General features: G+C 67.6%; 16 protein-coding genes and 1 tRNA gene. 10 read left to right on the top strand and 7 right to left on the bottom strand.

Going from position 1 to position 21,771, the window contains the following annotated elements; translation table 11 throughout:
* Positions 1-2: 2 nt before the first annotated feature.
* The 6 genes from AC1RNQ_RS09130 to AC1RNQ_RS09105 are packed head-to-tail and all read right to left on the bottom strand — an operon-like array spanning position 3 to position 9,027.
* The gene (locus AC1RNQ_RS09130; RefSeq protein WP_493170670.1) at positions 3-3,242 is read right to left on the bottom strand and encodes an amidohydrolase family protein; all 3,240 of its coding nucleotides are present in this window, start codon (positions 3,240-3,242) and stop codon (positions 3-5) included.
* On the bottom strand, positions 3,227-4,273 hold the full coding sequence (locus tag AC1RNQ_RS09125) for a hypothetical protein (RefSeq protein WP_493170668.1): 1,047 nt from the start codon (positions 4,271-4,273) through the stop codon (positions 3,227-3,229). The genes AC1RNQ_RS09130 and AC1RNQ_RS09125 overlap by 16 nt, the downstream gene beginning before the upstream one ends.
* A 23-nt stretch (positions 4,274-4,296) precedes the next feature.
* Positions 4,297-5,634, bottom strand: a complete 1,338-nt coding sequence (locus tag AC1RNQ_RS09120) for an MFS transporter (RefSeq protein WP_493170666.1) — start codon at positions 5,632-5,634, stop codon at positions 4,297-4,299.
* A gap of 54 nt (positions 5,635-5,688) precedes the next feature.
* Positions 5,689-6,975 carry an amidohydrolase family protein gene (locus tag AC1RNQ_RS09115; RefSeq protein ID WP_493170664.1) on the bottom strand — a complete coding sequence of 429 codons (1,287 nt, stop codon included), beginning with the start codon at positions 6,973-6,975 and terminating at the stop codon, positions 5,689-5,691.
* Positions 6,972-8,354, bottom strand: a complete 1,383-nt coding sequence (locus tag AC1RNQ_RS09110) for an amidohydrolase family protein (RefSeq protein ID WP_493170661.1) — start codon at positions 8,352-8,354, stop codon at positions 6,972-6,974. Before AC1RNQ_RS09110 ends, AC1RNQ_RS09115 begins: the two co-directional genes overlap by 4 nt.
* A 16-nt stretch (positions 8,355-8,370) precedes the next feature.
* Complete coding sequence (locus AC1RNQ_RS09105; RefSeq protein ID WP_493170659.1) at positions 8,371-9,027, bottom strand: FMN-binding negative transcriptional regulator; 657 nt, start codon at positions 9,025-9,027, stop codon at positions 8,371-8,373.
* Positions 9,028-9,192: 165 nt separating this feature from the next.
* Between AC1RNQ_RS09105 and pdxR the strand changes: the two genes are divergently transcribed.
* The 7 genes from pdxR to AC1RNQ_RS09070 all read left to right on the top strand — a co-directional run bounded on the left by pdxR (position 9,193) and on the right by AC1RNQ_RS09070 (position 19,034).
* Positions 9,193-10,653: a MocR-like pyridoxine biosynthesis transcription factor PdxR gene (gene pdxR / locus AC1RNQ_RS09100; protein WP_493170658.1), complete on the top strand. Its 1,461-nt coding sequence runs from the start codon at positions 9,193-9,195 to the stop codon at positions 10,651-10,653.
* Positions 10,654-10,747: 94 nt separating this feature from the next.
* Positions 10,748-11,242, top strand: coding sequence for a hypothetical protein (locus AC1RNQ_RS09095; RefSeq protein WP_493170657.1), 495 nt, complete (start codon positions 10,748-10,750; stop codon positions 11,240-11,242).
* Positions 11,239-12,909, top strand: a complete 1,671-nt coding sequence (locus AC1RNQ_RS09090) for an amidohydrolase (protein ID WP_493170656.1) — start codon at positions 11,239-11,241, stop codon at positions 12,907-12,909. The genes AC1RNQ_RS09095 and AC1RNQ_RS09090 overlap by 4 nt, the downstream gene beginning before the upstream one ends.
* Before the next feature lie 167 nt (positions 12,910-13,076).
* Positions 13,077-15,227: a TonB-dependent receptor gene (locus tag AC1RNQ_RS09085; protein WP_493170655.1), complete on the top strand. Its 2,151-nt coding sequence runs from the start codon at positions 13,077-13,079 to the stop codon at positions 15,225-15,227.
* 157 nt (positions 15,228-15,384) lie between these two features.
* Positions 15,385-16,485 (top strand): PepSY-associated TM helix domain-containing protein, encoded by a 1,101-nt coding sequence (locus tag AC1RNQ_RS09080; RefSeq protein WP_493170653.1) that lies wholly within the window; start codon positions 15,385-15,387, stop codon positions 16,483-16,485.
* A 54-nt stretch (positions 16,486-16,539) separates the two neighbouring features.
* Positions 16,540-17,841: a putative porin gene (locus AC1RNQ_RS09075; RefSeq protein ID WP_493170651.1), complete on the top strand. Its 1,302-nt coding sequence runs from the start codon at positions 16,540-16,542 to the stop codon at positions 17,839-17,841.
* Positions 17,838-19,034 carry a carbohydrate porin gene (locus AC1RNQ_RS09070; protein WP_493170649.1) on the top strand — a complete coding sequence of 399 codons (1,197 nt, stop codon included), beginning with the start codon at positions 17,838-17,840 and terminating at the stop codon, positions 19,032-19,034. Before AC1RNQ_RS09075 ends, AC1RNQ_RS09070 begins: the two co-directional genes overlap by 4 nt.
* A gap of 136 nt (positions 19,035-19,170) precedes the next feature.
* Here AC1RNQ_RS09070 and AC1RNQ_RS09065 read toward each other — a convergent pair.
* Positions 19,171-19,246 (bottom strand) — tRNA-Trp (locus AC1RNQ_RS09065).
* 155 nt (positions 19,247-19,401) lie between these two features.
* Between AC1RNQ_RS09065 and AC1RNQ_RS09060 the strand changes: the two genes are divergently transcribed.
* From AC1RNQ_RS09060 to AC1RNQ_RS09050, 3 genes are read left to right on the top strand one after another with little or no spacing between them, the layout of a single operon-like run.
* Entirely contained in the window at positions 19,402-20,334 is a 933-nt protein-coding gene (locus tag AC1RNQ_RS09060) for a DMT family transporter (RefSeq protein WP_493170647.1), read from the top strand.
* On the top strand, positions 20,331-20,951 hold the full coding sequence (locus AC1RNQ_RS09055; RefSeq protein WP_493170645.1) for a glutathione S-transferase family protein: 621 nt from the start codon (positions 20,331-20,333) through the stop codon (positions 20,949-20,951). The genes AC1RNQ_RS09060 and AC1RNQ_RS09055 overlap by 4 nt, the downstream gene beginning before the upstream one ends.
* 12 nt (positions 20,952-20,963) lie before the next feature.
* The gene (locus AC1RNQ_RS09050) at positions 20,964-21,764 is read left to right on the top strand and encodes an SDR family NAD(P)-dependent oxidoreductase (protein WP_493170643.1); all 801 of its coding nucleotides are present in this window, start codon (positions 20,964-20,966) and stop codon (positions 21,762-21,764) included.
* The last annotated feature ends 7 nt before the right edge of the window (positions 21,765-21,771 follow it).

Here is a 21,771-nt window from a genome sequence, read left to right as displayed (position 1 = left end):
CGTCATTCCACCGGCAGCCATTGCGCCTCCCTCGCGCCCTCGGCGAACCAGGGGGCGGGCAGTTTGCGTGGGGTCGGCCAAAGCTCGTCGAGCGTATCCGCATCGAACAATTGTCCGCCGCGCATCACCAGCCTGACCGACCGGGTGTTCCGGATGTCGGCGAGTGGATCGGCATCGAATATGACGAGATCGGCATATTTGCCCGGTTCGAGCGTCCCCATATCGCCGAGGCGCCCGATCGTTTCGGCCGCCCCCGCGGTCGCGGCGTGCAGCACCGCCATCGGCTTCATGCCGCCGAGCGCGTGCGCCTCCATCTCGTAATGATAGCCGATCCCCGGCTCGTCGCCGTGCGAGCCCATGCCGACGAGCGCGCCATTGGCGGCGAGCTTTGCCGCGTCGGCGGCAAGCGCGGGCATGCGCGACGCCTCGATCGAGCCCCATTCGCGGATCGCAAGCTTCTGCGCGATCGCGGGCGGCGGCCAGAAACGCTTCACCTTCGGGTCGAGCGCGGGGTCGTATCGGGCGACATAATGATGCCGCCCCGCCGGGCCGCTCGTATTCACCAGCAGGGTCGAGACATAGCTGGTGCGCGTCAGCCGATAGAGCTCGACCACATCCTCGCCGAAGGGGGCGATGGGCAGCGCATGTTCGTTGCCGGCATAGCCATCGATGATCTGGGTCAATATCAGCTTGGGATTATGGCTGCCCTCGGTGGTCGGCAGCAGGCCCTTTTCGCGCGCCGCCATCGCGATCCATTGGCGCACGATACGGCTCTCGCCGCGATATTGCTTGATGTTGCGCAGCCCCCAGGCATCGCGATAGCGGCCGAGCACGCCGCGCACCTGATCGAGCGAAGTGAAGCCCTCCTTCGAGAAGAGCGCCGGGCCGGTCGAGCGCAGCCGCGGCCCGACGACCAGCCCCGCGTCGATCAGATCCTGATAGGCGATCTGATCGATCCCGAGCGTCGAGGGGTCGAACGACGTCGTGACGCCATAGGCGAGCCGGGCGCGCAGTCCCCATTCCTCATAGCCGATGACGTTGCGACGCACCCCGCCGATATGGTCGTGATCGTCGATGAAGCCGGGCGCGACGGTCTTGCCGCCCAATTCGCGCGCCGCCGTTCCCGTGGGAACGGCGAAGCTGTCGCGCGGGCCGATCGCGGCGATGCGGTCGCCGGCGATTAATATATCGGCATCGTCGATTATTTTGTCGTCGCCCGCCATCGTCAACGCACGGGCGCCTCGCAAGAGGATGCTTCCGCTTGGCCGGGCGCGGGGGAGTTCGGCGACGAGCTCGACATGCGTCACTGGCGCAGGCGCGGTCGCCTCGGGCAGGACCTGCAGATAGTTTCCGACCGACCAGGTCAGGCTGCCGTCGGCGCGCCAGTCGAAGAAATCGGCGCCCATGCCGGTGACCTTGCGCCCCGGATTGTCCGGCGCGGTCAGGTCGACCGCGACCTTCGGGTCGGCGGGCACGGGCAGCACATAGAGCTGCTCGCTCGTCTGCGCGGCGAGCCATTTGCCGTCGGGGCTGATGCGAATGTCGTCGGCGTCGGCGGGCCGGTCGGTGAAATAATAGCCCTGCGTCTTCACGGTAGCGACCGCGCGCTGCGCGCCGCTGGCGAGATCGACCGCGACGAGCCCGTCGCCCCCGAGCAGATAGGCGGTGTCAGGCTGGCCCTGCACGAAATGCGGGCGCTGCCCCAGCGTACCGCGCGTCACGACGCGCGCGGCGCCGCCGTCCGCCGGGATCGCCACCAACTCGCCCGGTCGTACCGTGCCGAATTCGAAGCTCGTCTGCTGCCGCGCCGCGGCGGGCGAGCGCACCGCGAGGATCGTCTGGCCGTCGGGGGTGAAGGCGGGGTGCGAATAAAAGGCAGCAAGGTCGCTCACCTTCACCGGCGCGCCAGAACCGTCGGCGGCGATCGTCCACACCGCCCCACCCGCTTGCTCGCCCCACGTCACATAGGCGATGCGCGTCCCGTCGGAGCTCCAGCCGGGCAGCGACGGCGGATCGCCCGCGATCGGCAGCCGCAGCGCAGCGGCGGCATCGATGCTCTGGACATAGACGCTGCCGAGCGCCGCATAAGCGACGCGCTGCCCGTCGGGAGACGGCGTCGTCCCCTGCAGCAATTTGGCGCGCACCGGCGCGGTGTCTTCGCGGAAGCCGATCCGCGTGCTTGGCCCCACCGCGAGTTGCAGCCGCGCCTGGAAGGGGATCGGCGTCGCTGCCGAACCATCGACCGGGCGGCGCTCGATCTTGCCCCGATAAGCGATCAGGATCGCCTTGCCGTCGGGGGTGAAGCCGTAGCGCGGGACGAGGTCGAGCCATGCCGCGCCGTTCATCAGGTCGAGCGGTGCGGGGCCGAGGTCGCGGTCGGCGCCGGTCGCCAGCTCGCGAATCCGCAGCCGCGTTTCGGCCATCCGCCGCGTCGCATAGGCGAGCAGCTTGCCGTCAGGCGAGATCGCCGGGCGGAAGAAGGTTTCGCCCCCCGCCTCGCGCCCGCCCGAGCTGCCGACGACCGTTTCCTCGGCGCCGGTCGCAAGCGTGCGGCGGACGATCGTCCACGGCACCGGCTCGTCGAACGACAGGTCGCCGGTCCGGCGGGCATAATAAAGATATTGGCCGTCGCGCGAGGCCGCAGCACCGAGCGTGCTTTGCCAGGAGTGGCGCGGAGCGTCGTCTTTCGGCTTCGCCGGCGCGACCAGTTCGCCGGGACCGCCGTCGACCGGATGGCGCCACAGCTCGTAGCGGTCGATGCGGATGCGGTAGCGGCTGACATAGACCGACTTGCCGTCGGCGCTCCATTCGGGCGAGGTGCGCACCGCGCCGTCGTCCTCGTCGCTGATCCGCCGCGCGCCGCTGCCGTCGGTGCGGGCGATCCAGACATTGTCGCCGCCCGACCGGTCGCTGACATAGGCGATCCATTTGCCGTCGGGCGAGAAGGTCGGCTGGACCTCGAACGCCATGCCCGTCGCGATCGGCACCGCGCGACCGCCCTGCGCCGGCACCGCATAGATTTCGCCGAGCATGTCGAACAGGATCGTCTGGCCGTCGGGCGAGACCGCGAGCGACATGAAGGTGCCGCTCGCCACCTCGTAATCGAGCGTGCGCGCGCGCTTCATCGGCAGCGCGCTTTCGCTTTGCGCCTGCGCCGCCAGCGGAAGCGCCAGCGCCGCCGCCAGAACCAGTGATCGTCGAACCGCCCGCATCATCTCGTCGCCCTTCAGTTCGGCTGCCACGTCTCGACCCGGAAGCTGTCCGGATGATAGCGCGTCACCTCTGCGCCGCCATCCTTGCCGGGAAAATCGGTCGAGTCCGCATTGACCAGATAGAGTCGACCATTGCGGTGATCGATGTCCATCATGCGCGCGCCGAACTGCGTGCGTATCGTCGCGACGACACGCAGGCTGTCGCCTTCGCGCTGGACCACGGTTATCGACCCCTCGTAATTGCTGCTGACGATCCGCTCGCGCTTCTCGTCATAGGCGAGCGCGTCGAGCCCCTTGCCGATCGTCACCCGCGACAGGATGGCGCCGTTCGCGGGATCCATCAGGAACACCGCGGGCTTGTCGCCGGTGCAGGCGCCGAGCAGGCGGTTGGTCGCGGCGAGATATTTCATCTTCGACACATTGCAGCCAACGTCCCAGCGCGCCTCTTCCTTGAGCGTCTGTGAATCGAGTTTCAGCACGATCCCGTCGAGCCGCGCGGGGGCGTAGAGATGGCCTTTCCCGTCGGCGGCGGGATCGTCCATCTTGCGAAAGGGAAAGCGCGTCGTCCCGAGCAGCTTGCCGGTCGCCGCGTCGATGCTGAACCAGGTCGCTTCGGTGGGGCGCGTGCCGGTGATGACATGCAGCCGCCCGGTCGCGGGATCAAGCGAACCGCTATTCAGCCCGCCGTCGCTCGCGAGCGGCGTCCGCGCGATGACCTTCAGCGTCTTGAGATCGAAGCTGAGCAGCGACCCGTCGGCCATCGCCACGTAACCGCGGTTGTAGGCGGGCAGCAGGATCGGGCCGTTGGCACCGACCGAATTTTCCATCGTCATCACCGCCTTGCCCTGATCGACGTCATAGACGGTGAGCCCGTCCTCCAGCCGTCCCATGAACAGCCGCGCGCTGCCGGGTTCGAACTTCACATAGTCCCAACCCGTGTCGGTGCTGGGCAAGGTGACGCTGGCCGTCATTATATAGGGCAGGTCGGGCGCAGCCTCCCGCGCGAGTGCCGGGCCGGCGGCGAGCAGCGCCGCGGATACGAGAAGAGGGATGGCTTTCATCGCGAGAGCTCCGTTTCCTGATATCAGTGAAGATGGCCGTGCGCGCGCGGCTCTTTCATCCGCAACGCAACAAAAAACGCGACCGCGCAGATCGCCGAGACATACCAGGCAAAGGCCTGCTCATGCCCCATCTGCTTGAGCAGCAGCGCGGCATATTCAGCGGTCCCGCCAAAGATCGCCGAGGCGATCGCATGGCCCAGCCCGACGCCGAGCGCACGCACGCTCGCGGGGAAGAGTTCGGCTTTGAACAGGCCCGAGACCGAGGTGTAGAAGCTCATGATCGCGAGCGCCGCGAACACCAGCAGGCCGGCGACCCACACCGTCTGCGCCTGTCCGATCGCGCCGAGCAGCGGCACCGCGAACAGGGTCATCCCGCCGCTGAAAATCAGCAGGTTCGTCCGCCGGCCGATCCGGTCGGACAGGATGCCGAGGATCGGCTGGAACAGCAGGAAAGCAAAGGTGACGACGAGCATGATCCGGCTCGCCGTCGCGACGTCCATGCCCGCGGTGTTGACCAGATATTTCTGCATATAGGTAGTGAAGGTATAGAGCGTCACCGCCCCCGCGGCGCTCAATGCCATCACGGTCAGCATCGCGCGCGGGTGCTGCATCAATGTCTTCAGCGACCCCGCATCCTCGTCCTTCCCCGCCGGTTCGGCGGTCTCGTGCATCGCGTCGCGAAACAGGATGAATATGCCTGCGAGGATCGCGCCGAGGACGAAGGGGATACGCCAGCCCCATTCGCGGATCGCCGCGTCGGTCATTGCGGTCTGGAGCAGGAAGATCGTCAGCAGCGCGAACAATTGCCCGCCGATCAGCGTCACGAACTGGAAGGACGCGTAAAATCCGCGCTTCCCCGGCTCGGCGATCTCGCTCAAGTAAGTAGCCGCCGCGCCATATTGGCCGCCGGTCGAAAAGCCCTGCATCAGCCGCGCGACGAGCAGCAGCGCCGGCGCCGCTGCACCGATCGTCGCATAGGTCGGCAGGACCGCGACCAGCAACGACCCCGCACCCATCAGCAGAACCGAAGCGATCATCGCGGCGCGGCGACCGTGGCGGTCGGCGTAGCGGCCGAAGAACCAGCCGCCGAGCGGGCGGATCAGGAAGCCCACGGCGTAAATGGCGGCGACGTTCAACAGCTGCGCGGTGCGGTCGCCCTCGGGAAAGAAGGACGAGGCGAAATAGAGCGCGGTATAGGCATAGGCGTAGAAATCGTACCATTCGATCAGATTGCCCGCCGACCCCGCGACCGCGGCGCGGGCGCGCGTCCTGCGGTCGAGCTCGACCGGAATCGCGGGGCGCGTGTCGAGAGGGGCGTCCCCGTCGGCGGGCACGCCAATCATTCCAGGAATCCAGGTCATTGTCTCTCCTGCGCCGGCCGTCTTCGCGCCGGCTGTCCGTTCAGGCGCCCTTGATCAGCGCACATCCTTGTAGCGTTCCGCCAGCAGGTCCTGCCGCGACCGGTTCGACACCTGCCGGCCTTCGATGATCACGCTAAGGGCATTGGTCGACGGTTCGAGCGGATCGCCGTCCCAGACGACGAGGTCGGCGTCGGCCCCCGCGCTCAGCGTGCCGCCGCCGCGGCCCCAGATCGCCAGCGGATTGACCGTCACCGCGCGCAGCGCGTCGATATAGGGCAGCCCGTTGGCGACCGCGATGCCGGCGCCTTCGCGCAGCCCCATGCCCGCATTGTACGTCGTGTGGATCGGCCCACCTGCCTGTCCGATCGCGATCGGCACGCCGGCCCTGGTCAGGATCGCGGCATTGTCCTGCCGCGCGCCCAATTGGTCGAAATTGAACGGCAGATTGACCTGCGGGTCGAGGACCACTGCGACCTTCGCCGCCGCAAGCACATCGGCGGCGCGCCAGGCGTCGGTGCCGCCGACGACGATCACCTTGATCCCGAAATCGGTCGTCAGCGCCGCGGCCTGACGAATGTCGGACTCGCGGTGCGTCTGGATCGCCAGCGGCAGCGCGCCCGCGATCACATCGCGCAGCGCATTGTCGCCGCCATGCGGACCGCCGCCGGGGCCGCCCGGTGGACCGCCGCGCTCGCCCTTGTCCTTGTGCTTCCTGCCCTTGCCTGCGGCTTCGGGCGGCGGGGCGGCGGCGCGCCTGGCGTCGTCGAGCAGCTTGCGCAGCGCGGCCCATTGCTGCGCGCGCGCTCCGAGCCGGTCCCAGGCGCCGCCGCCAATCACGGCATAGACCGCGACCCCCTTGCGATCGAGGATGTCGACCCCGTCGCGAAGCCGCGCGAACGCCGGCTCGCCGCTCATCGGGGCGGCGCGCGACGGCGAGGGATAGATCAGCGCGCGGGTGATGCCGTCGGCGCGCGCCAGGCTGACCAGCGTCGAATTGCCGTTGAGCGCCCGGCTGGGGTCGAAGCCCGGCGCGCGCTCGTCGGCCGAGGCATCGTCGCGCGTGTCGGGCGATCCCGACACTTCGACCAACCCGATCTGCGTCGCGGCGTTGACGAGGCCCGGGGTGACCGGCTTGCCCCGTGCGTCGATGACCGTCGCCCCCGCGGGCACGCCGCCCGCCGCCGTCACCGAGACGATGCGCCCGTCCTCGATCAGGATCGTCGCGTCGCGGACCGGCTCGGCGCCCTCCATCGTCCAGGCCTCGGCGTGGGTGACGGCGAGCGTCTCGGCCGACACGGGCATCGCGATCGCCAGCGCGATCAGGCTTGCTGCCAGTCTCATTGGCTCACTCCCCCACGGCCGACCTCGAAGTCGGACACCGGCCCGCTTCGCGGTTTCGCGCGATCCCACGCCACCGCACCGTCGATCAGGACGAGATCGGCCTTGGTATAGATGCTGAACGGATTGCCCGACCACAGCACGACATCGGCCTGATAGCCCGGCGAGAGGGTGCCGACGCGCTTGTCGAGGCCGAGCAGTTTCGCGGGATTGCTCGTCGTCCATTTGATCATCCGCTCGGGCGGAATGTCGATCCCGATCCGCCGGCCGGCGGCGGCGGCCTTGGCCGCGGCGATGTTGAGCCGCTGGCCGTCGGCGGGCGAGTCCGAATGCATCATCACGCACACCCCCGCCTGCTCGAGCAGCGGCGCTTCGGCACGCACCGCGTCCTGCGCCTCCATCTTGAAGCCCCACCAGTCGGCCCATACCGCGGCGCAAGTCCCTGCGTCGCGCAGCAGCCCGGGGATCTTATAGGCTTCGGTGGCATGGTGGATCGCGCCGATGCGGAAATCGAATTCCTTCGCCATCGCCAGCACCGCGGCGATGTCGCCGGCGCGATAGCAGTGCAGGTTCACCCGCACGTCGCCCGACAGGATGCCGGCGAGCGCCTCGAGCTTCAGGTCGCGCGGCGGCATCGCGACGGCGCCCGCGCGCGCCTGTTCGACCGCGCGTCTGTAACGCTGCGCGTCGAGGAACGACTGGCGCATATAGGAGATCACACCCTGCCGGCTGGTGGGGCCCTCATTATCGTCGTCGGCGCCCCAGCTTTTGGGATTTTCGCCGCACGCCATCTTGAAGCCCTGGACGTTGCCGACCGCCTTCATGTCCCAGATCGTCGGCGCGTGGATCGGCTTCACCACCACCGAGCGCCCGGCAAAAATCGGGGTCGAGCCCGGCAGGATCTGGATCGTCGTCACGCCCGCCGACAGCGCGCGGTCGAAACCCATGTCTTGCGCATTCACCGCGGTTTCGACCCAGGTATCGGCGACATTGGGCGCGCTCGTTTCGGCGACGTCGGACGCTTCGCGATCGATCGCGGTCAGCGGCAGCACGAAAGTGCCGTCGTGGCTGTGCACGTCGATGACGCCGGGGGTGACCCAGCGGCCCCCAGCATCGACTTCGCGCACGCCGGGATTGGCCAGCGCCTTGCCGACCGCGACTATCTTGCCCCCGCGCACCAGTATGTCGCCGCCGTCGATGCGTCCGCCGGCGCCGTCGAGGATCGTGGCGCCCCTGATCAGCATGTCGTCGGGCGCCGGCGCGCGATAGCGGCTGGGATAAGGATCCTGCTGCCATGGCGCCGGTGCGCCGCGCTGCGCGCCGACGGGACCCGCCAGCATCAGCGCGGCCAACGCCACCAAAATCAACCGTGCCTTCGCCATGATCGACGCTCCCCGTTTACCGTCCCTGGTTGAACCGTCGCATCCACGCCGCGGTTTCGGCGTCGGGCAAGGCGCCGAGGATCGCATGCAGCGTATCCGGCGCCTCGTCCTGCCCCAGCTTGAACTTGCCCGACAGGCTGGTGACCGTCGCCCGGAACCCGATGATGCGGGGCAGCATGCCCCGATATCGCGCGCCCAGTTCGTCGACGTCCCAAGGTTCGGGACGCCCCGCCTCCATCGCGTCGATCAGGATCTGCAGCGACATTTCGGTGAACCCGTCGTCGAAGTCGATGGTCGCGCCGATCTTCAGCTGCGCATAATTCCACGTCGGCGCCCAGTCGCGCCGCCCGGCATGTTGCGGGCTGATATAGGCATCGGGTCCGGTGAACAGGATCGTCGAGCGCGGATCGGCCTGCAGCGCGACATGGAGCGGGTTCGATCGCATCAGATGGCCGATCAGTTCGACCAGCCGGCCCCCGGCGTCGAACACGCCGATCAGCGGCAGCAAGCTCGCCTGAAGGTTCGCCGCGCCGCCGCCGCTGACCCAGGCGAGCGGAAAGGCTTCGACCAGCGCGCGGACGTCGGCACCGGTGAACCGCTCGAACGGCGTCGGCTTGCCGCCGTCGTCAGTCGGGCTTGCCGCCATCTTCATGCGTTCGTTCGCCCCGTCCATCTGCCCCGATACCTTGTTTCGCTACCGTCTTCTTCCCTGTCCTTGGCTCTTCAGCAAGCACCAAAACAGAAAAGTTCGGGGGTCCAGTCCGCAGTTGCGGAGGCGCAAGGTTCGCGTTACCCTTGGCTCCCTGCCTATTCCATTTTTCCAACCATAGGGGGTCCAATGCTGCGTCCTTGGCAAGTCAGCCTCGGGGATCGGATCGATTCCGCGCGCGACGTCCCGATCTATATGCAGATCATCCAGGCGTTGATCCGCGACATCGAACGCGGCCGGCTAACCTCGGGTACCTATCTGCCGAGCAGCCGCGAACTCGCCCAGATATTGGGGGTCAACCGCAAGACCGTCGTCCTCGCCTATGAAGATCTGATCGCGCAGGGCTGGCTCGATTCGGCGGGCACGCGCGGGACGATGGTCGCCGCGGCGCTGCCCGATCCGGTGAAGCGCCATCAGGGCGAAGCCGAAGCGACGATGAGCAACGCCGTCATCGACTATCGCTTTGCGGCGCCGCCCGCGCGGCCGATCGCGGTGCCGGCGGGCCCGGGGCTCAAGATCGACGAGGGCGCGCCCGACGGCCGGCTGTTCCCCGCCGAACTGCTCGCCCGCGCCTATCGCGTCGCCGCGCACCGCGCGTCGCGCGAAAACGGCTTTCAATATCGCGACCCGCGCGGATCGCCGGCGCTGCGCGAAGCGATCGCAACGATGCTGAAAAGCCAGCGCGGGCTACCCGTCGCGGCGGAGAATATCTGCATCACCCGCGGCAGCCAGAACGGCATATTCCTCGCCGCGCAGGTGCTGGTCCAGCCGGGCGATTCGGTGATCGTCGAAGCGCTGACCTATGAACCCGCGGTCGCGGCCTTTCGCGCGCTCGGCGCCAATATCATCCCGGTCGACCTCGACGAGGACGGCATCGATATCGACGCCGTCGAGCAGGCCTGCCGCCGCAACGCCGTGCGCGCGGTGTTCGTCACCCCGCACCACCAGTTCCCGACCACGGTCTCGCTGCGCCCCGAACGCCGCCTGCGCCTGCTCGAACTCGCGCGCCAGTTCGGCTTTGCGATCATCGAAGACGACTATGACCATGAATTTCACTTCGAGTCACAGCCGTTGCTGCCGATGGCGGGTTATGGCCCGGGGCTCGTGCTCTATGTCGGATCGATGTCGAAGCTGCTGCTGCCGGCGCTCCGCATAGGCTATGTCGCGGCGCCGCCGGCGGTGATCGACGCGATCGCGCACCGCGTTTCGCTGACCGACGGCATGGGCAATACGCTGACCGAGGACGCGGCGGCCGAGCTGATCGACAATGGCGAATTGCGCCGCCATGCGCGCAAGGTGCGCCAGATCTATGCCAGGCGGCGGCAGGATTTTGCGGCCGAGATCGATCAGGCGCTGGGCGACGTCGTGGAATATCGCATGCCCGACGGCGGGCTCGCCTTCTGGCTGCGCGTGCACACCGACCTCGACCAGATGGAGGCGCGCGCCGCGGCGATGGGGCTGCGCTTCGCCTCGTCGCGCTCGTTCATGACGCGCGACGACGCGCCGCGCGGCCTGCGCATCGGTTTCGCCAGCCTCAATCGCCACGAAGCGCGCACCGCACTCGCGGCGCTTCGCGAAGCCGCCGGCTAGACGCGGCACCACTGGTCCCGTCGCTTGCGCGATTGTTGGATGTTTTCCGATCCACGGTTGAGGCGGATCGTGATGACAGTTCAGGAGGGAAATCATGACATATCGTTTCGCATTGGTCCTTGCCGCCGCGGCGCTGCCGCTGTCCCCGGCGCTCGCCCAGGAAGCCCCGGCACCCGCGCCGGCCGCCGCCGAGGCCGAGTGGCCCGAAGCCTGGTTCGAGATCTTCAAGCTCGCCCCCGGCAAGCAGGAAGAATTCATCCGCCGCATCGCGCAGGCCGACGAGGTTTCCGCCGCCGGCGGTTTCCCTCCGACCCAGCTGTTCTTCCATGAAAATGGCGCCGATTTCGACGTCATCCTGTTCAAACCGGTGACCGGCATCAAGCCGACCCCGGAGCAGGAAGCGGCGATGGCGAAGAAGCACCAGGAACTCGGCCTGCCCCGCGGCCCCGCCTATTTCGTCAACATCCGCGAACTCGTCGCCGAGCATACCGATTCCAAGACCTATGGCCCGCTCTCGGCCGCCAAATGGCTCGCGCGTCTCGACAAATGGCGCGCCGAAAATCCGCCGCGCAAGTCGACGAGCAAATGATGCTGGGTCGCCGCACGCTCCTCGCCTTCGCCGGCGGAACCGCGGCGGCGGCCGTCGCCCGCCCCGCCTTTGCCGGCGCGGGCGACCAGCTCGACATCGCCTATATCAACGCCAAAGTCTGGACCGGCGCCGGCCCCGAGGTGCGGACCGACGCGATCGGGATCAAGGGCGACCGCATCGTCGCGATCGGGGCCGACGCAGTGCGGGCGCATAGCGGCAAGCGGACGCAGGTCATCGACCTGCAGGGCGCCTTCGTCACGCCGGGCTTCATCGACCCACATGTCCATTTCGTGAAAGCATCCGAAATGCTGGCGCAGGCATCGCTCCGCGGCGCCGCCAACCGGCAGGAATTCGTACAGCTGATCGCCGCCGCGGCGAAGGCGCTGCCCAAGGGCCAGTGGCTCGAGGGCGGCAATTGGGATCAGGATCGCTGGGGCGGCGAAATGCCGCACAAATCGTGGATCGACGCGGTGACGCCCGATACGCCGGTCGCGGTGATCCGTTACGACCTGCACATGCTGTTGCTCAATTCGCTGGCGCTCAGGCTCGCGGGCATCGACCGCAACACGCCCGACGTGCCCGGCGGCGTGATCGAACGCGACGCCAGCGGCGAGCCGACCGGGATCGTCAAGGATGCCGCCAAGGACCTCGTGCTGCGCGCGATCGGTACGCCGTCCGACGAGCAGATCGACGCCGCGACGCGCAAGGGCATCGATCTCGCGCTCAGCAAGGGCGTGACGCAGGTCCATCCGACCGAACTCGAGACGATCAGCTTCGACTCGACGCGGCGCCTGCGCGCCAAGGGCGAAACCGGGCTGCGCTTCCGGCACTATCTGCCGCTCAAGGACTGGGAAAAGCAGGCCGCCCTGATCAAGGCCGAAGGCCGCGGCGACGCGTGGGTGCAATGGGGGGCGTGCAAGGTCGTGTTCGACGGCTCGCTCGGCTCGCGCACCGCGCGTTTCTATGAGCCCTATGCCGACGATCCGGCGACGCGCGGCATCGTCGTCACCGATCCCGCCGACCTGCGCCGCTGGATCGAGGGCGCCGACAAGGCGGGGCTGCAGGTCACCGCGCACGCGATCGGCGACGAAGCGAACGACATCGTGCTCGATGCCATGACCGCGGTCGCTAGGGTCAACGGCCCGCGCGACCGCCGGTTTCGCATCGAGCATGCCCAGCATATGAAACCGCATGCGATCGCGCGCTTCGAGGAGCAGGGCATCATCGCCTCGGTCCAGCCCTATCACGCGATCGACGACGGCCGCTGGGCGGTGCGCCGCATCGGCGAGGAGCGGCTCAGGACCAGCTTCGCCTTCGGTTCGCTGGTCCGGTCGGGCGCGCATGTCTGCATGGGATCGGACTGGCCGGTGGCACCGATCGACCCGCTCACCGGGCTCGATGCCGCGGTCAACCGCGAAACCCTCGACGGGAAAAACACCCAAGGCTGGCACCCCGAGCAACGCGTTACCCTCGCGCAGGCGATGCACAGCTACACGCAGGAAGGCGCCTACGCCGGGTTCAACGAAAAACGGCTGGGCCTCATCGCTCCTGGCTTCGTTGCCGATTTGGTGGTCTGGGATAGCGATTTTTTTGCTATTGACTCGCATTTGCTTGTCAAAGCAAAGGTGCTGCGCACGATCGTCGGGGGTCGCCAGCGCTACGGCTAAGGAACTTGCGGACGCGTGTCATATTGCGTCGCATTGGTCCCCTGCACCTGAGCAAACTGGATGTTTTAAGACCCAAGCACGACAATAATGTGAAATTTCCGGTACCGGGTTGGCCCAGCGCCTCGCCGCATCGGAGGGGCAGTTGGACACCAGTTGGGGGATTACACATGGTTGCCTATCGCAACATATTTCGCGGAGCCGGCCTCGCCGCTCTGGGCGTCGCTCTCGGCGCCGCGGCGCCCGCGCTGGCGCAGGAAGCGACCGAAGACGAAAGCATTGTCGTCACCGCGCAGCGCAGCAACGAAACGCAGGTCATCCGCAGCGGCTCGCTCGGCGCGCTCGGCGAAAAGGACGCGATGGAAGTGCCCTTCGCGGTCAAGGCGTATAGCGAGACGCTCATCCTGAACCAGCAGCCGCTGTCGCTCGGCGCGGTGCTCGAGAATGATCCGTCGGTCCGCACCTCGCTCGGCTTCGGCAACGCCTCCGAACAGTTCGTCATCCGCGGCTTCCCGCTCTTTGGCGAGGACGTTGCCATCGACGGCCTGTACGGCGTCACGCCGCGCCAGCTCGTCTCGCCCGAACTTTACGAGCAGGTGCAGGTGCTGAACGGTGCCAGTGCGTTCCTGTTCGGCGCCGCACCCGGCGGCACCGCGCTCGGCGGCACGATCAACCTTCAGCCGAAGCGCGCCAAGGACAAGGACACCAATCGCGTCACCGCCACCTATTTGTCCGACGCCCACTTCGGCGGCGCCTTCGACTTCGGCCGCCGCATGGGCAGCGACGGCGCCTTCGGCGTCCGGATCAACAGCGCCGGCCGCTGGGGCGATATCGCGATCGAGGACGAATATCGCAGCTCGGTCGTCGTCGGCACCGGCATCGATTTCCGCAGCGACCGCGCCCGCCTGTCGCTCGACCTCGCCTTCCAGCGCGCCAGGGTCCAGCATATGCGCCCGATGGTCCAGCTGTCGGGCGTGGCCTTCATTCCCGAGCCGCCCAAGGCCGACCTCAACTATGGCCAGGACTGGAACTATACGACGCTGCGCGACATCTTCGGCATCCTGAAGTTCGAATATGACATCAGCGACGATTTCATGTTCTACGCCGCCGCCGGCGCGCGCGATGCGGCCGAACGCGGCAATTACCAGAGCTTCACGCTGCTCAACGCAACGACCGGCGCCGGCCGCGTCACCGGATCGAAAATCCCGCGCAACGACAATAACGAAGCCGGCCAGGCGGGCATTCGCGGCGAATTCGCGACGGGTCCGATCACGCACGAATTCAACATCGGCGCCTCGCACAGCCGTTACATCAACCGCAACGCCTTTGCCTTCGGCTCCTTCACCGGCTCGCCGAACAATCTGTTCGATCCGGTCGACGTGCCCGAACCCGTCTATGGCGCCGGCTTTCTCGGCGGCAATCTTGCCGATCCGAACCCGGCGAACCGCACCCGCCTGACCAGCTTCTTCGCGTCGGACACGCTGGGGGTGATGGACGACAGGATCGAATTGACCCTCGGCCTCCGCCGCCAGACGATCTTCTTCCGGTCGTACAACGTCACCACCGGCGTGCGAACGAGCCGTTACAAGGAACGCGCGACGACGCCGGTGATCGGCCTGGTCATCCGCCCGAGCGAGCGGTTTTCGATCTATGCGAACCGCATCGAAGGCCTGGCGCAAGGGCCGGTGGCCCCCGCCGGGACGATCAACGCCGGCGAAGTCTTCCCGCCGTTCAAGACCAAGCAATATGAGCTGGGCGGCAAGGTCGCGCTGGGCAATTTCAACGCCTCGGTCGCGGTCTTCCAGACCGACAAGCCGCAGTCGCTGACGATCATCAACAGCGGCGGCCAGAACGAGTTCACGGTCAACGGCGTCCAGCGCAACAAGGGCATCGAGTTCAGCCTCGACGGCGAACCGGTGAAGGGCCTGCGCGTCATCGCCGGCCTGTCGCTGACCGAGGCCAAGCAGCGCCGGACGCAGGGCGGCACGACCGACGGGCGCGATGCGATCGGCGTTCCGGACTATACCGCGAACGTCAATGTCGAATGGGATTTGGGCTTCCTGCCCGGCGTGACACTGACCGGCCGCCTGATCCAGACCGGCAAGCAACAGGTAAACCTGACCAACACGCTCGACCTGCCCTCATGGACCCGCGTCGACCTCGGCGCGCGCTATGTCGTCGCCGCGGGCGATACGCCGGTCACCTTCCGCTTCAACGTCGATAATATCGCGAACGACAATTATTGGTCGTCGTCGCTCGGCGGCTATCTGGTGCAGGGCCAGCCCCGCACCTTCAAGACGTCGGTAACGGTCGAGTTCTGATCGCAACGATACGAATGGTTCCCTTGGCCCGGCTGGTGACAGCCGGGCCCTTTGCTTCGGGGCTGCGGCAGCCGTCATTGATCGCCTGCCACTGGACCCCTTGCTTCACGGAAAAGTGGATGTTTTTGGAACCTCCTGAAATGGGCAGACAGCGATCATGACCGGACCCGTCACCCCCGCGCGCGCGACTTTGCGCCGCCCGCTCCTCGCTGCGCATCGCTGGCTGAGCCTCGGCGCCGCGATCTTCTGGTTGCTGCAGGCGATCAGCGGCATATTGATCGTCTTCCACTGGGAAATCACCGATCGCGCGATCTCGGACATCCACCGCCCGACCGATCTAGCCGCGATCGAACGGCGGGTCGACGCCCTCGCCCCGCCCGGCGGCGGCGGCAAGGTCAGCACGATCTGGACGACCGCCGGCGCGCCCGATCGCTACAATATCTATGTCGAAGATGCCGCGGGCGAGAGCCGTTCGATCCGCGTCGCGGGCGACGGCACGGTCCTCGACACCCCGCGCGAAGACGAAACCCGCGTCATGGGATTCCTCGTCGACTTCCACCACGACCTCCTTGGATCATGGGGCAGCTGGATCGTGTCGATCAGCGGTGTCCTGCTCTGCTCGAACCTGATCCTCGGGCTCGTCGCCGCCTGGCCGAAGCGCGGAACATGGCGCCTGGCGTTCAAGCCGGCGACGCGCGGGCCGGACGTGGCGCGCCTCTATTCATGGCACCGAGCGCTCGGGCTGTGGGCGGTGATCCCGGCGCTGGTCATCGCCGCCACCGGCACGATCATGAAGTTCGAGGATAGTTTCGGCGGACTGATCGGCGCCGAACCGGTGTCGATTCCCGCGAACCCGGCGGCCGGGCCGCCCATCGGTTTCGCCACCGCCGCGTCCGCCGCGCTCGCCGCCATCCCCGGCAGCAGCCTGACGCAGGTCGCCTGGCCCGAGGACGGCGACGCGACCTATCGCATCCGCGTTCGTGCGCCCGGCGAAATCCGCCGCGGCTATGGCGGCAGCCTCGTCCTGATCGATGCCAATAATGGCACGGTGCGCGGCACTTATCCGATCGCCGAGGCCGAACCGGCGCGCGCCTTCATGAGCGCGCTATTCCCGATCCACACCGGCGAGGCGGGGGGACTGGTCGGCCGCCTGCTGTCGATCGCGACCGGCCTGTGGCTGATCACGATGATCGTCGCGGGCGTGCTGCTCTGGGCCCGGCGCCGGCGCGCGAGGGCAAAGCCGGTGTCGCGTCGGTGACGACCCCATGAGCGCTGCGCCTCGCCCAGGGACGGAATAGCGGAGGATCGAACAATGAAGACAGGTCGCGCACTTCTCGCCGCAACGGCGCTCTCGCTCGCCACGCCCGCTTTCGCGCAGGACGACCGCATCGACGCGCTCGAACGCCAGCTTGCCGCGCAGCAGCAGCGCATCGACCAGCTCGAGGCGCTCGTCACCAGGCAGGCCGACCTTCTGCAGCGGGTGACCGCCCCCGCCCCGCCGCCTCCGGCACCGCCCGCGACGCCGACGCCAGCTGCGCCCGCCGCGCCGGCCGCACCCCAGCTTGCTTCCGCACCGGCGACCGCCGACGGCGCATTCCGCATCCCCGGCCTCGACGTCGGCGGCGACATGCGCGTGCGGCAGGAATGGAATTTCACGGGCGGCCGCGACCGCTCGCGCACCGCCGTCCGCGCCCGCCTGCGCGCGACCTATAAGGTCAGCGACACATTCGCGGTCGGCACCCAGATCGCAACCGGCGACCCCGACGATCCGAACAGCACCGACGTCACCCTCGGCAATTTCGTAGACGATTTCCAGGTGGCGCTCGATCAGGCGTGGATCCGCTATCACAGCGGCGGGCTCACCGCCTATGCGGGCAAGTTCCCGCAGATCTTCCAGCGCACCGACATGCTGTGGGACGGCGACGTCTCGCCGCAAGGTGTCGCCGCCGCCTATAGCGCGGGGTTGGGCGGGGGCGCGAAGCTCGACGCGCGCGGCATCTATTTCGTGATCGACGAGGCCGCGGTCGCGCGCGACAGCGACATGCTCGGCGGCCAGCTCGCGCTGTCGGCACCGCTCGCTTCCGATTTCAAAGCCGGGCTGACGGGCAGCTATTACCACTACCGCCTCGGCTCGATCGCGGGCGCCGACGCCGGCGACTTCCGCGGCAACCTCCTTGCCGGCGGCCGCTATCTCTCGGACTTCCACCTGATCGAGGGAATCGGCACGCTTGGCTGGACCGGCCCGTCGGAGCGCTGGCCGGTCGCCTTCACCGCCGACTATGTCCGCAACCTCGGCGCTGCGGTCCCGGGCGATACCGCCTTCAACCTCGAGCTTGCCGCGGGCCGCACGGCAAAGCCCGGCGACATCCGCATCGCCTATAATTTCTCCGAGGTCGAAGTCGATTCGGTGCTCGCGGCGTTCAGCCACGACAATATCGACCTGTCGACCAATTACCGCCTCCACGGCTTCGGGCTTTCCTATGTCCCGGCGTCGAACCTCCAGCTCGACCTGCTGTGGTATCATTACCGCCCGCTCGATCCGGCCTATGCCGCAACCTTGTCGCCGTCCGACTGGCTCGACCGCATCCGCCTCGCCTTCATGGTCAGCTTTTGACTTTGCTCTCCGCCTTGATGCTCGCCGCGGCGAGCGAAGAAGCGCCTGCGCCGTGCCCGCACGGCCACCTGCCCCACGGCCACACCCACGCGCCAGGCGAGATCGACGAGACGCATGGTCCGTCGTTGTTGCAGCTCACCTATACCGGCGAGGTGATGGGCAATGCCTCGGGCGGCGTGCGGCGCGGCGCGCGCTATCTCGACAATCTCGACATCGTCTTCGAGGCCGACATGGAAGAACTGGCCGGATGGACCGGGGCGCAGGTCCATGTCTATGGCCTCTACAACAATGGCAAGTCGATCAGCGACTTCGTCGGCGATACGCAGGCGGTCAGCAATATCGAAACCGGTACCCGGGCGCTGCGTCTCTACGAAGCATGGATCGACCAGAAGATCGGCGGCAGCTTCTCGCTGCGCGGCGGACTCTACGACCTCAACAGCGAATTCGACGCGCTCGACGCGGCGGGCCTGTTCGTCAGCAGCCCCAACGGCATCGGCACCGATTTCGCGCAGAGCGGCCGCAACGGCCCCTCGATCTTCCCCTCGACCTCGCTCGCAGCGCGCGTTCAGCTAACGCCGGCCGAAGGGTGGACGATCCGCGCCGCGATCCTCGACGGCGTCCCCGGCAACCCCGCGCATCCGGGCCGCACCACGGTCAAGCTCGGCAAGGGCGACGGCGCGCTGCTCGTCGGCGAGGTTCAAGCGCCGCTCGCGGGCGGCAAGCTGCTGCTCGGACACTGGCGCTATACGGCGGACTTCGAGCGCAACGACGGCAACGGTTTCGGAACCGGCAATGCGGGCATCTATGTCCGCGCCGAATTTCCCCTCGCAGCGCAGCCGAACGGCAAAGTCGACGGCTTCGTCCGCTTTGGCACTGCCAATGGCCGTTTCAATATGTTCAACCGTTTCGCTGGCGGCGGTCTCAAATTCGGGGGCTGGGTGCGCGGCCGCGAGCAGGACGAGTTCGGGATCGCCGTATCGGCCGCGTTCACGTCGGACAGCTACCGCGCCGCGACGAACGCGGCGGCGGCCGAAGTCGCGGTGGAAGCCACCTACCGCGCGCAAATCGCCCCCTGGCTCGCGATACAGCCCAATATCCACTATGTCCGCCGCCCGTCGGCCGACCCGGACATCGCCGATGCACTGATCGTCGGGTTGCGCGCCGAAGCCAGCTTCAGCATCGCGGGGTTCTGATCGCGAACGGTGGAAGCTGCATGATCCACGGGATTGTCATGCGACGATCGTGGACGCGCCAAGCCCGGTTTGCCGCGGATGCCCAAGCGTAGAACCCGATACATCCCAAGACGCGGCGGGACACGATGCGACGGCCTGGCAGGGGCAGCAGGACTCGAACCCGCGACCCTCGGTTTTGGAGACCGATGCTCTACCAACTGAGCTATACCCCTAGGCCGGAGTGCGCCCTTAGCTGGACCGGGGAAGCGGGGCAAGCCTTATGGCGATGCACAGGGTCCATACTCGATTGCCGCGCCGTCGAGGCGCGCGGCAAGGAAGCACCGACCCTTCGCTTGCAAAGCATCCGCCGCCTGATATGCGCCCCTGCATGACCTCCGCCGCCGCATCCGATCCACCGCAAAATTATCTCGGCGGGATCGTGCTCCGGCTGCTCGCGATGCTGAGCCTGTCGGTGATGTTCGTGCTGGTCAAACATATCTCCGCCGCGGGGATCCATCTGGTGGAGAGCCTGTTCTGGCGGCAGGCGCTGGTGCTGCCGCTGCTCGCGGTCTGGGCGCTAACGCACGGCGGGCTGTCGATGTTCGCGACCAAGCGCATCGGCATCCACACACGCCGCGCGATGATGGGGCTGACCGGCATGGCGCTCAACTTCGGCGGCATGATCTTCCTGCCGATGGCCGAGGCGACGACGATCAACCTGTCGGTGCCGATCATCTGCGTCTTCCTCGCCGCCGCGATCCTGGGCGAGCGCGTCGGGTGGCAGCGCTGGGCCGCGGTGATCGTCGGTTTTGTCGGCGTGCTGGTGGTGCTCAACCCCACCACGCTGCTGATGCAGGGATTCGAGGGCGACCATGGCCTCGGCACGCTGATCGCGCTCGGCGGCGCGGTGATGACCGCGCTGATCACGATCCAGGTCCGCGACCTCGGCCGTACCGAAAGCGCGATGTCGATCGTCTTCTGGTTCAGCCTGATCTCGATGCTGCCGCTGGGCATCGCCCTGCCCTTCGTCATGACATCGCACAGCGCGGGCGAATGGGGGCTGCTGATCGGGCTAGGCCTGCTCGGCGCGGTGGTGCAATTGTCGCTGACCGGTGCGCTGCGCCTCGCGCCGGTTTCGGTGGTGACGCCGATGGATTATTCGAGCCTGCTCTGGTCGATCGCGTGCGGCTGGTGGTTCTTCGGCACCCTGCCCGCCGACACGACATGGATCGGCGCACCGCTGATCGTCGCGAGCGGATTGTTCATCGCGTGGCGCGAGCATCGCCTGCATATCGAGCGGATGAAGGATATCGCCGCATGACGCTTCCAATCCTGTACCACTGCGCCAATGCGCGCTCGCTGCGCTGTCTGTGGGCGATCGAGGAAGCCGGGATCGACGTCGACCTGCGCGTGCTTCCGTTTCCGCCGCGCGCCTTCGCCCCCGAGTATCGCGCGGTGAACCCGCTGATGACGGTGCCCGGCTGGGTCGAGGACGGGCGGCTGATGACCGAATCGGCCGCGATCTGCGAACGCATCGCCGAAGGGACGCCGCTCGAGGTGCGCCGCGACGAGGCGGATTATTGGGATTGGCGCAACTGGCTGCACCGCAGCGACGCCACCCTCACCTTCCCGCTCGCGATCATGCTTCGCTACACGCGCGTCGAAGTGCCCGAACGCCGGCTGGCGCAGGCGGTCGACGACTATAAGGCCTTCTTCGGCGGGCGCGCGAAGAGCATCGAGGCGGCGCTCGCCGACGGGCGCGAATGGCTGGTTGCGGGGCGCTTCACCATTGCCGATATCGTGATCGGCTATGCTGCGTTCCTCGCGACGACGCTGGGGGCGGACGATGTGCTGAGCGAGAAAACGAAAGACTGGCTCGCGCGCTGCACGGCGCGCGAGGCTTTTATCCGGGCGCGCGAGCGGCAGAAGACCGCATAGGGAGGGCCACCGATGGACCTGGGACTTAGCGGCGAACCGATCGTCATCGTCGGCGGCACGCAGGGCATGGGCTATGCGACTGCGCTGCAGCTTGCGCGGGAAGGGACACGCCTCGCGCTGGTCGCGCGCGATGTCGATCGCGGCGAAGAAAAGGCGGCAATGCTGCGCGCGCTCGGCGCCGAGGTGATCGTGCGCGGCGCCGATGCGACGCGGCCGGGCGAGGTGGAGGCGGCGATCGCGTCGGCGGCCGATCATTTCGGGCGGCTCTACGGGCTCGCGGTGACCGCCGGGCCCGTGCTCAGCCACGGCAGCTTCGAGGAGGAAGGCGAAGCCGCCTGGGAGGCGAGCTTTCAGGCGGTGCTGATGACGAGCGTGCGCGCGTGCCAGGCCGCGCTGCCGGTGATTGCGGCGTCGGGCGGCGGCGCGGCGGTGCTCACCGCTTCCTATTCGACGCGCGCGGCGGCGGCGCATCTCTATCCCTATGTGGCGATGAAATCGGGGATCGCCGCGCTGTCGAAGAATCTCGCCATGGCCTATGGGCCGCAAGGCGTCCGCGTGAACTGCGTCGCGCCGGGCGCGGTGGCGACCGAGGCGCTCGACGGCGCAGCCGAGCAGGCGGTCGCGGCCTATGGCGGCGATCCGGGCGAAGCGCTCGACCGCTGGATGCGCGAGCAATGGGGGATGAAGGTCGCGCTGGGCCGCGTCGGGCGCCCGCACGAACTGGCCGACCTCTTCGCCTTCCTGCTGTCGAAGCGCGCGGCCTATATGACCGGGGCGATCATCAACCAGGACGGCGGGACGCAGTTTTTCTGACGTGCGG

Source organism: Sphingopyxis sp. GW821-FHT12F08 (assembly GCF_058806755.1).
The sequence above is the reverse complement of the archived record's forward strand: the minus strand, read 5'-3'. Positions and strand labels throughout refer to the sequence as shown.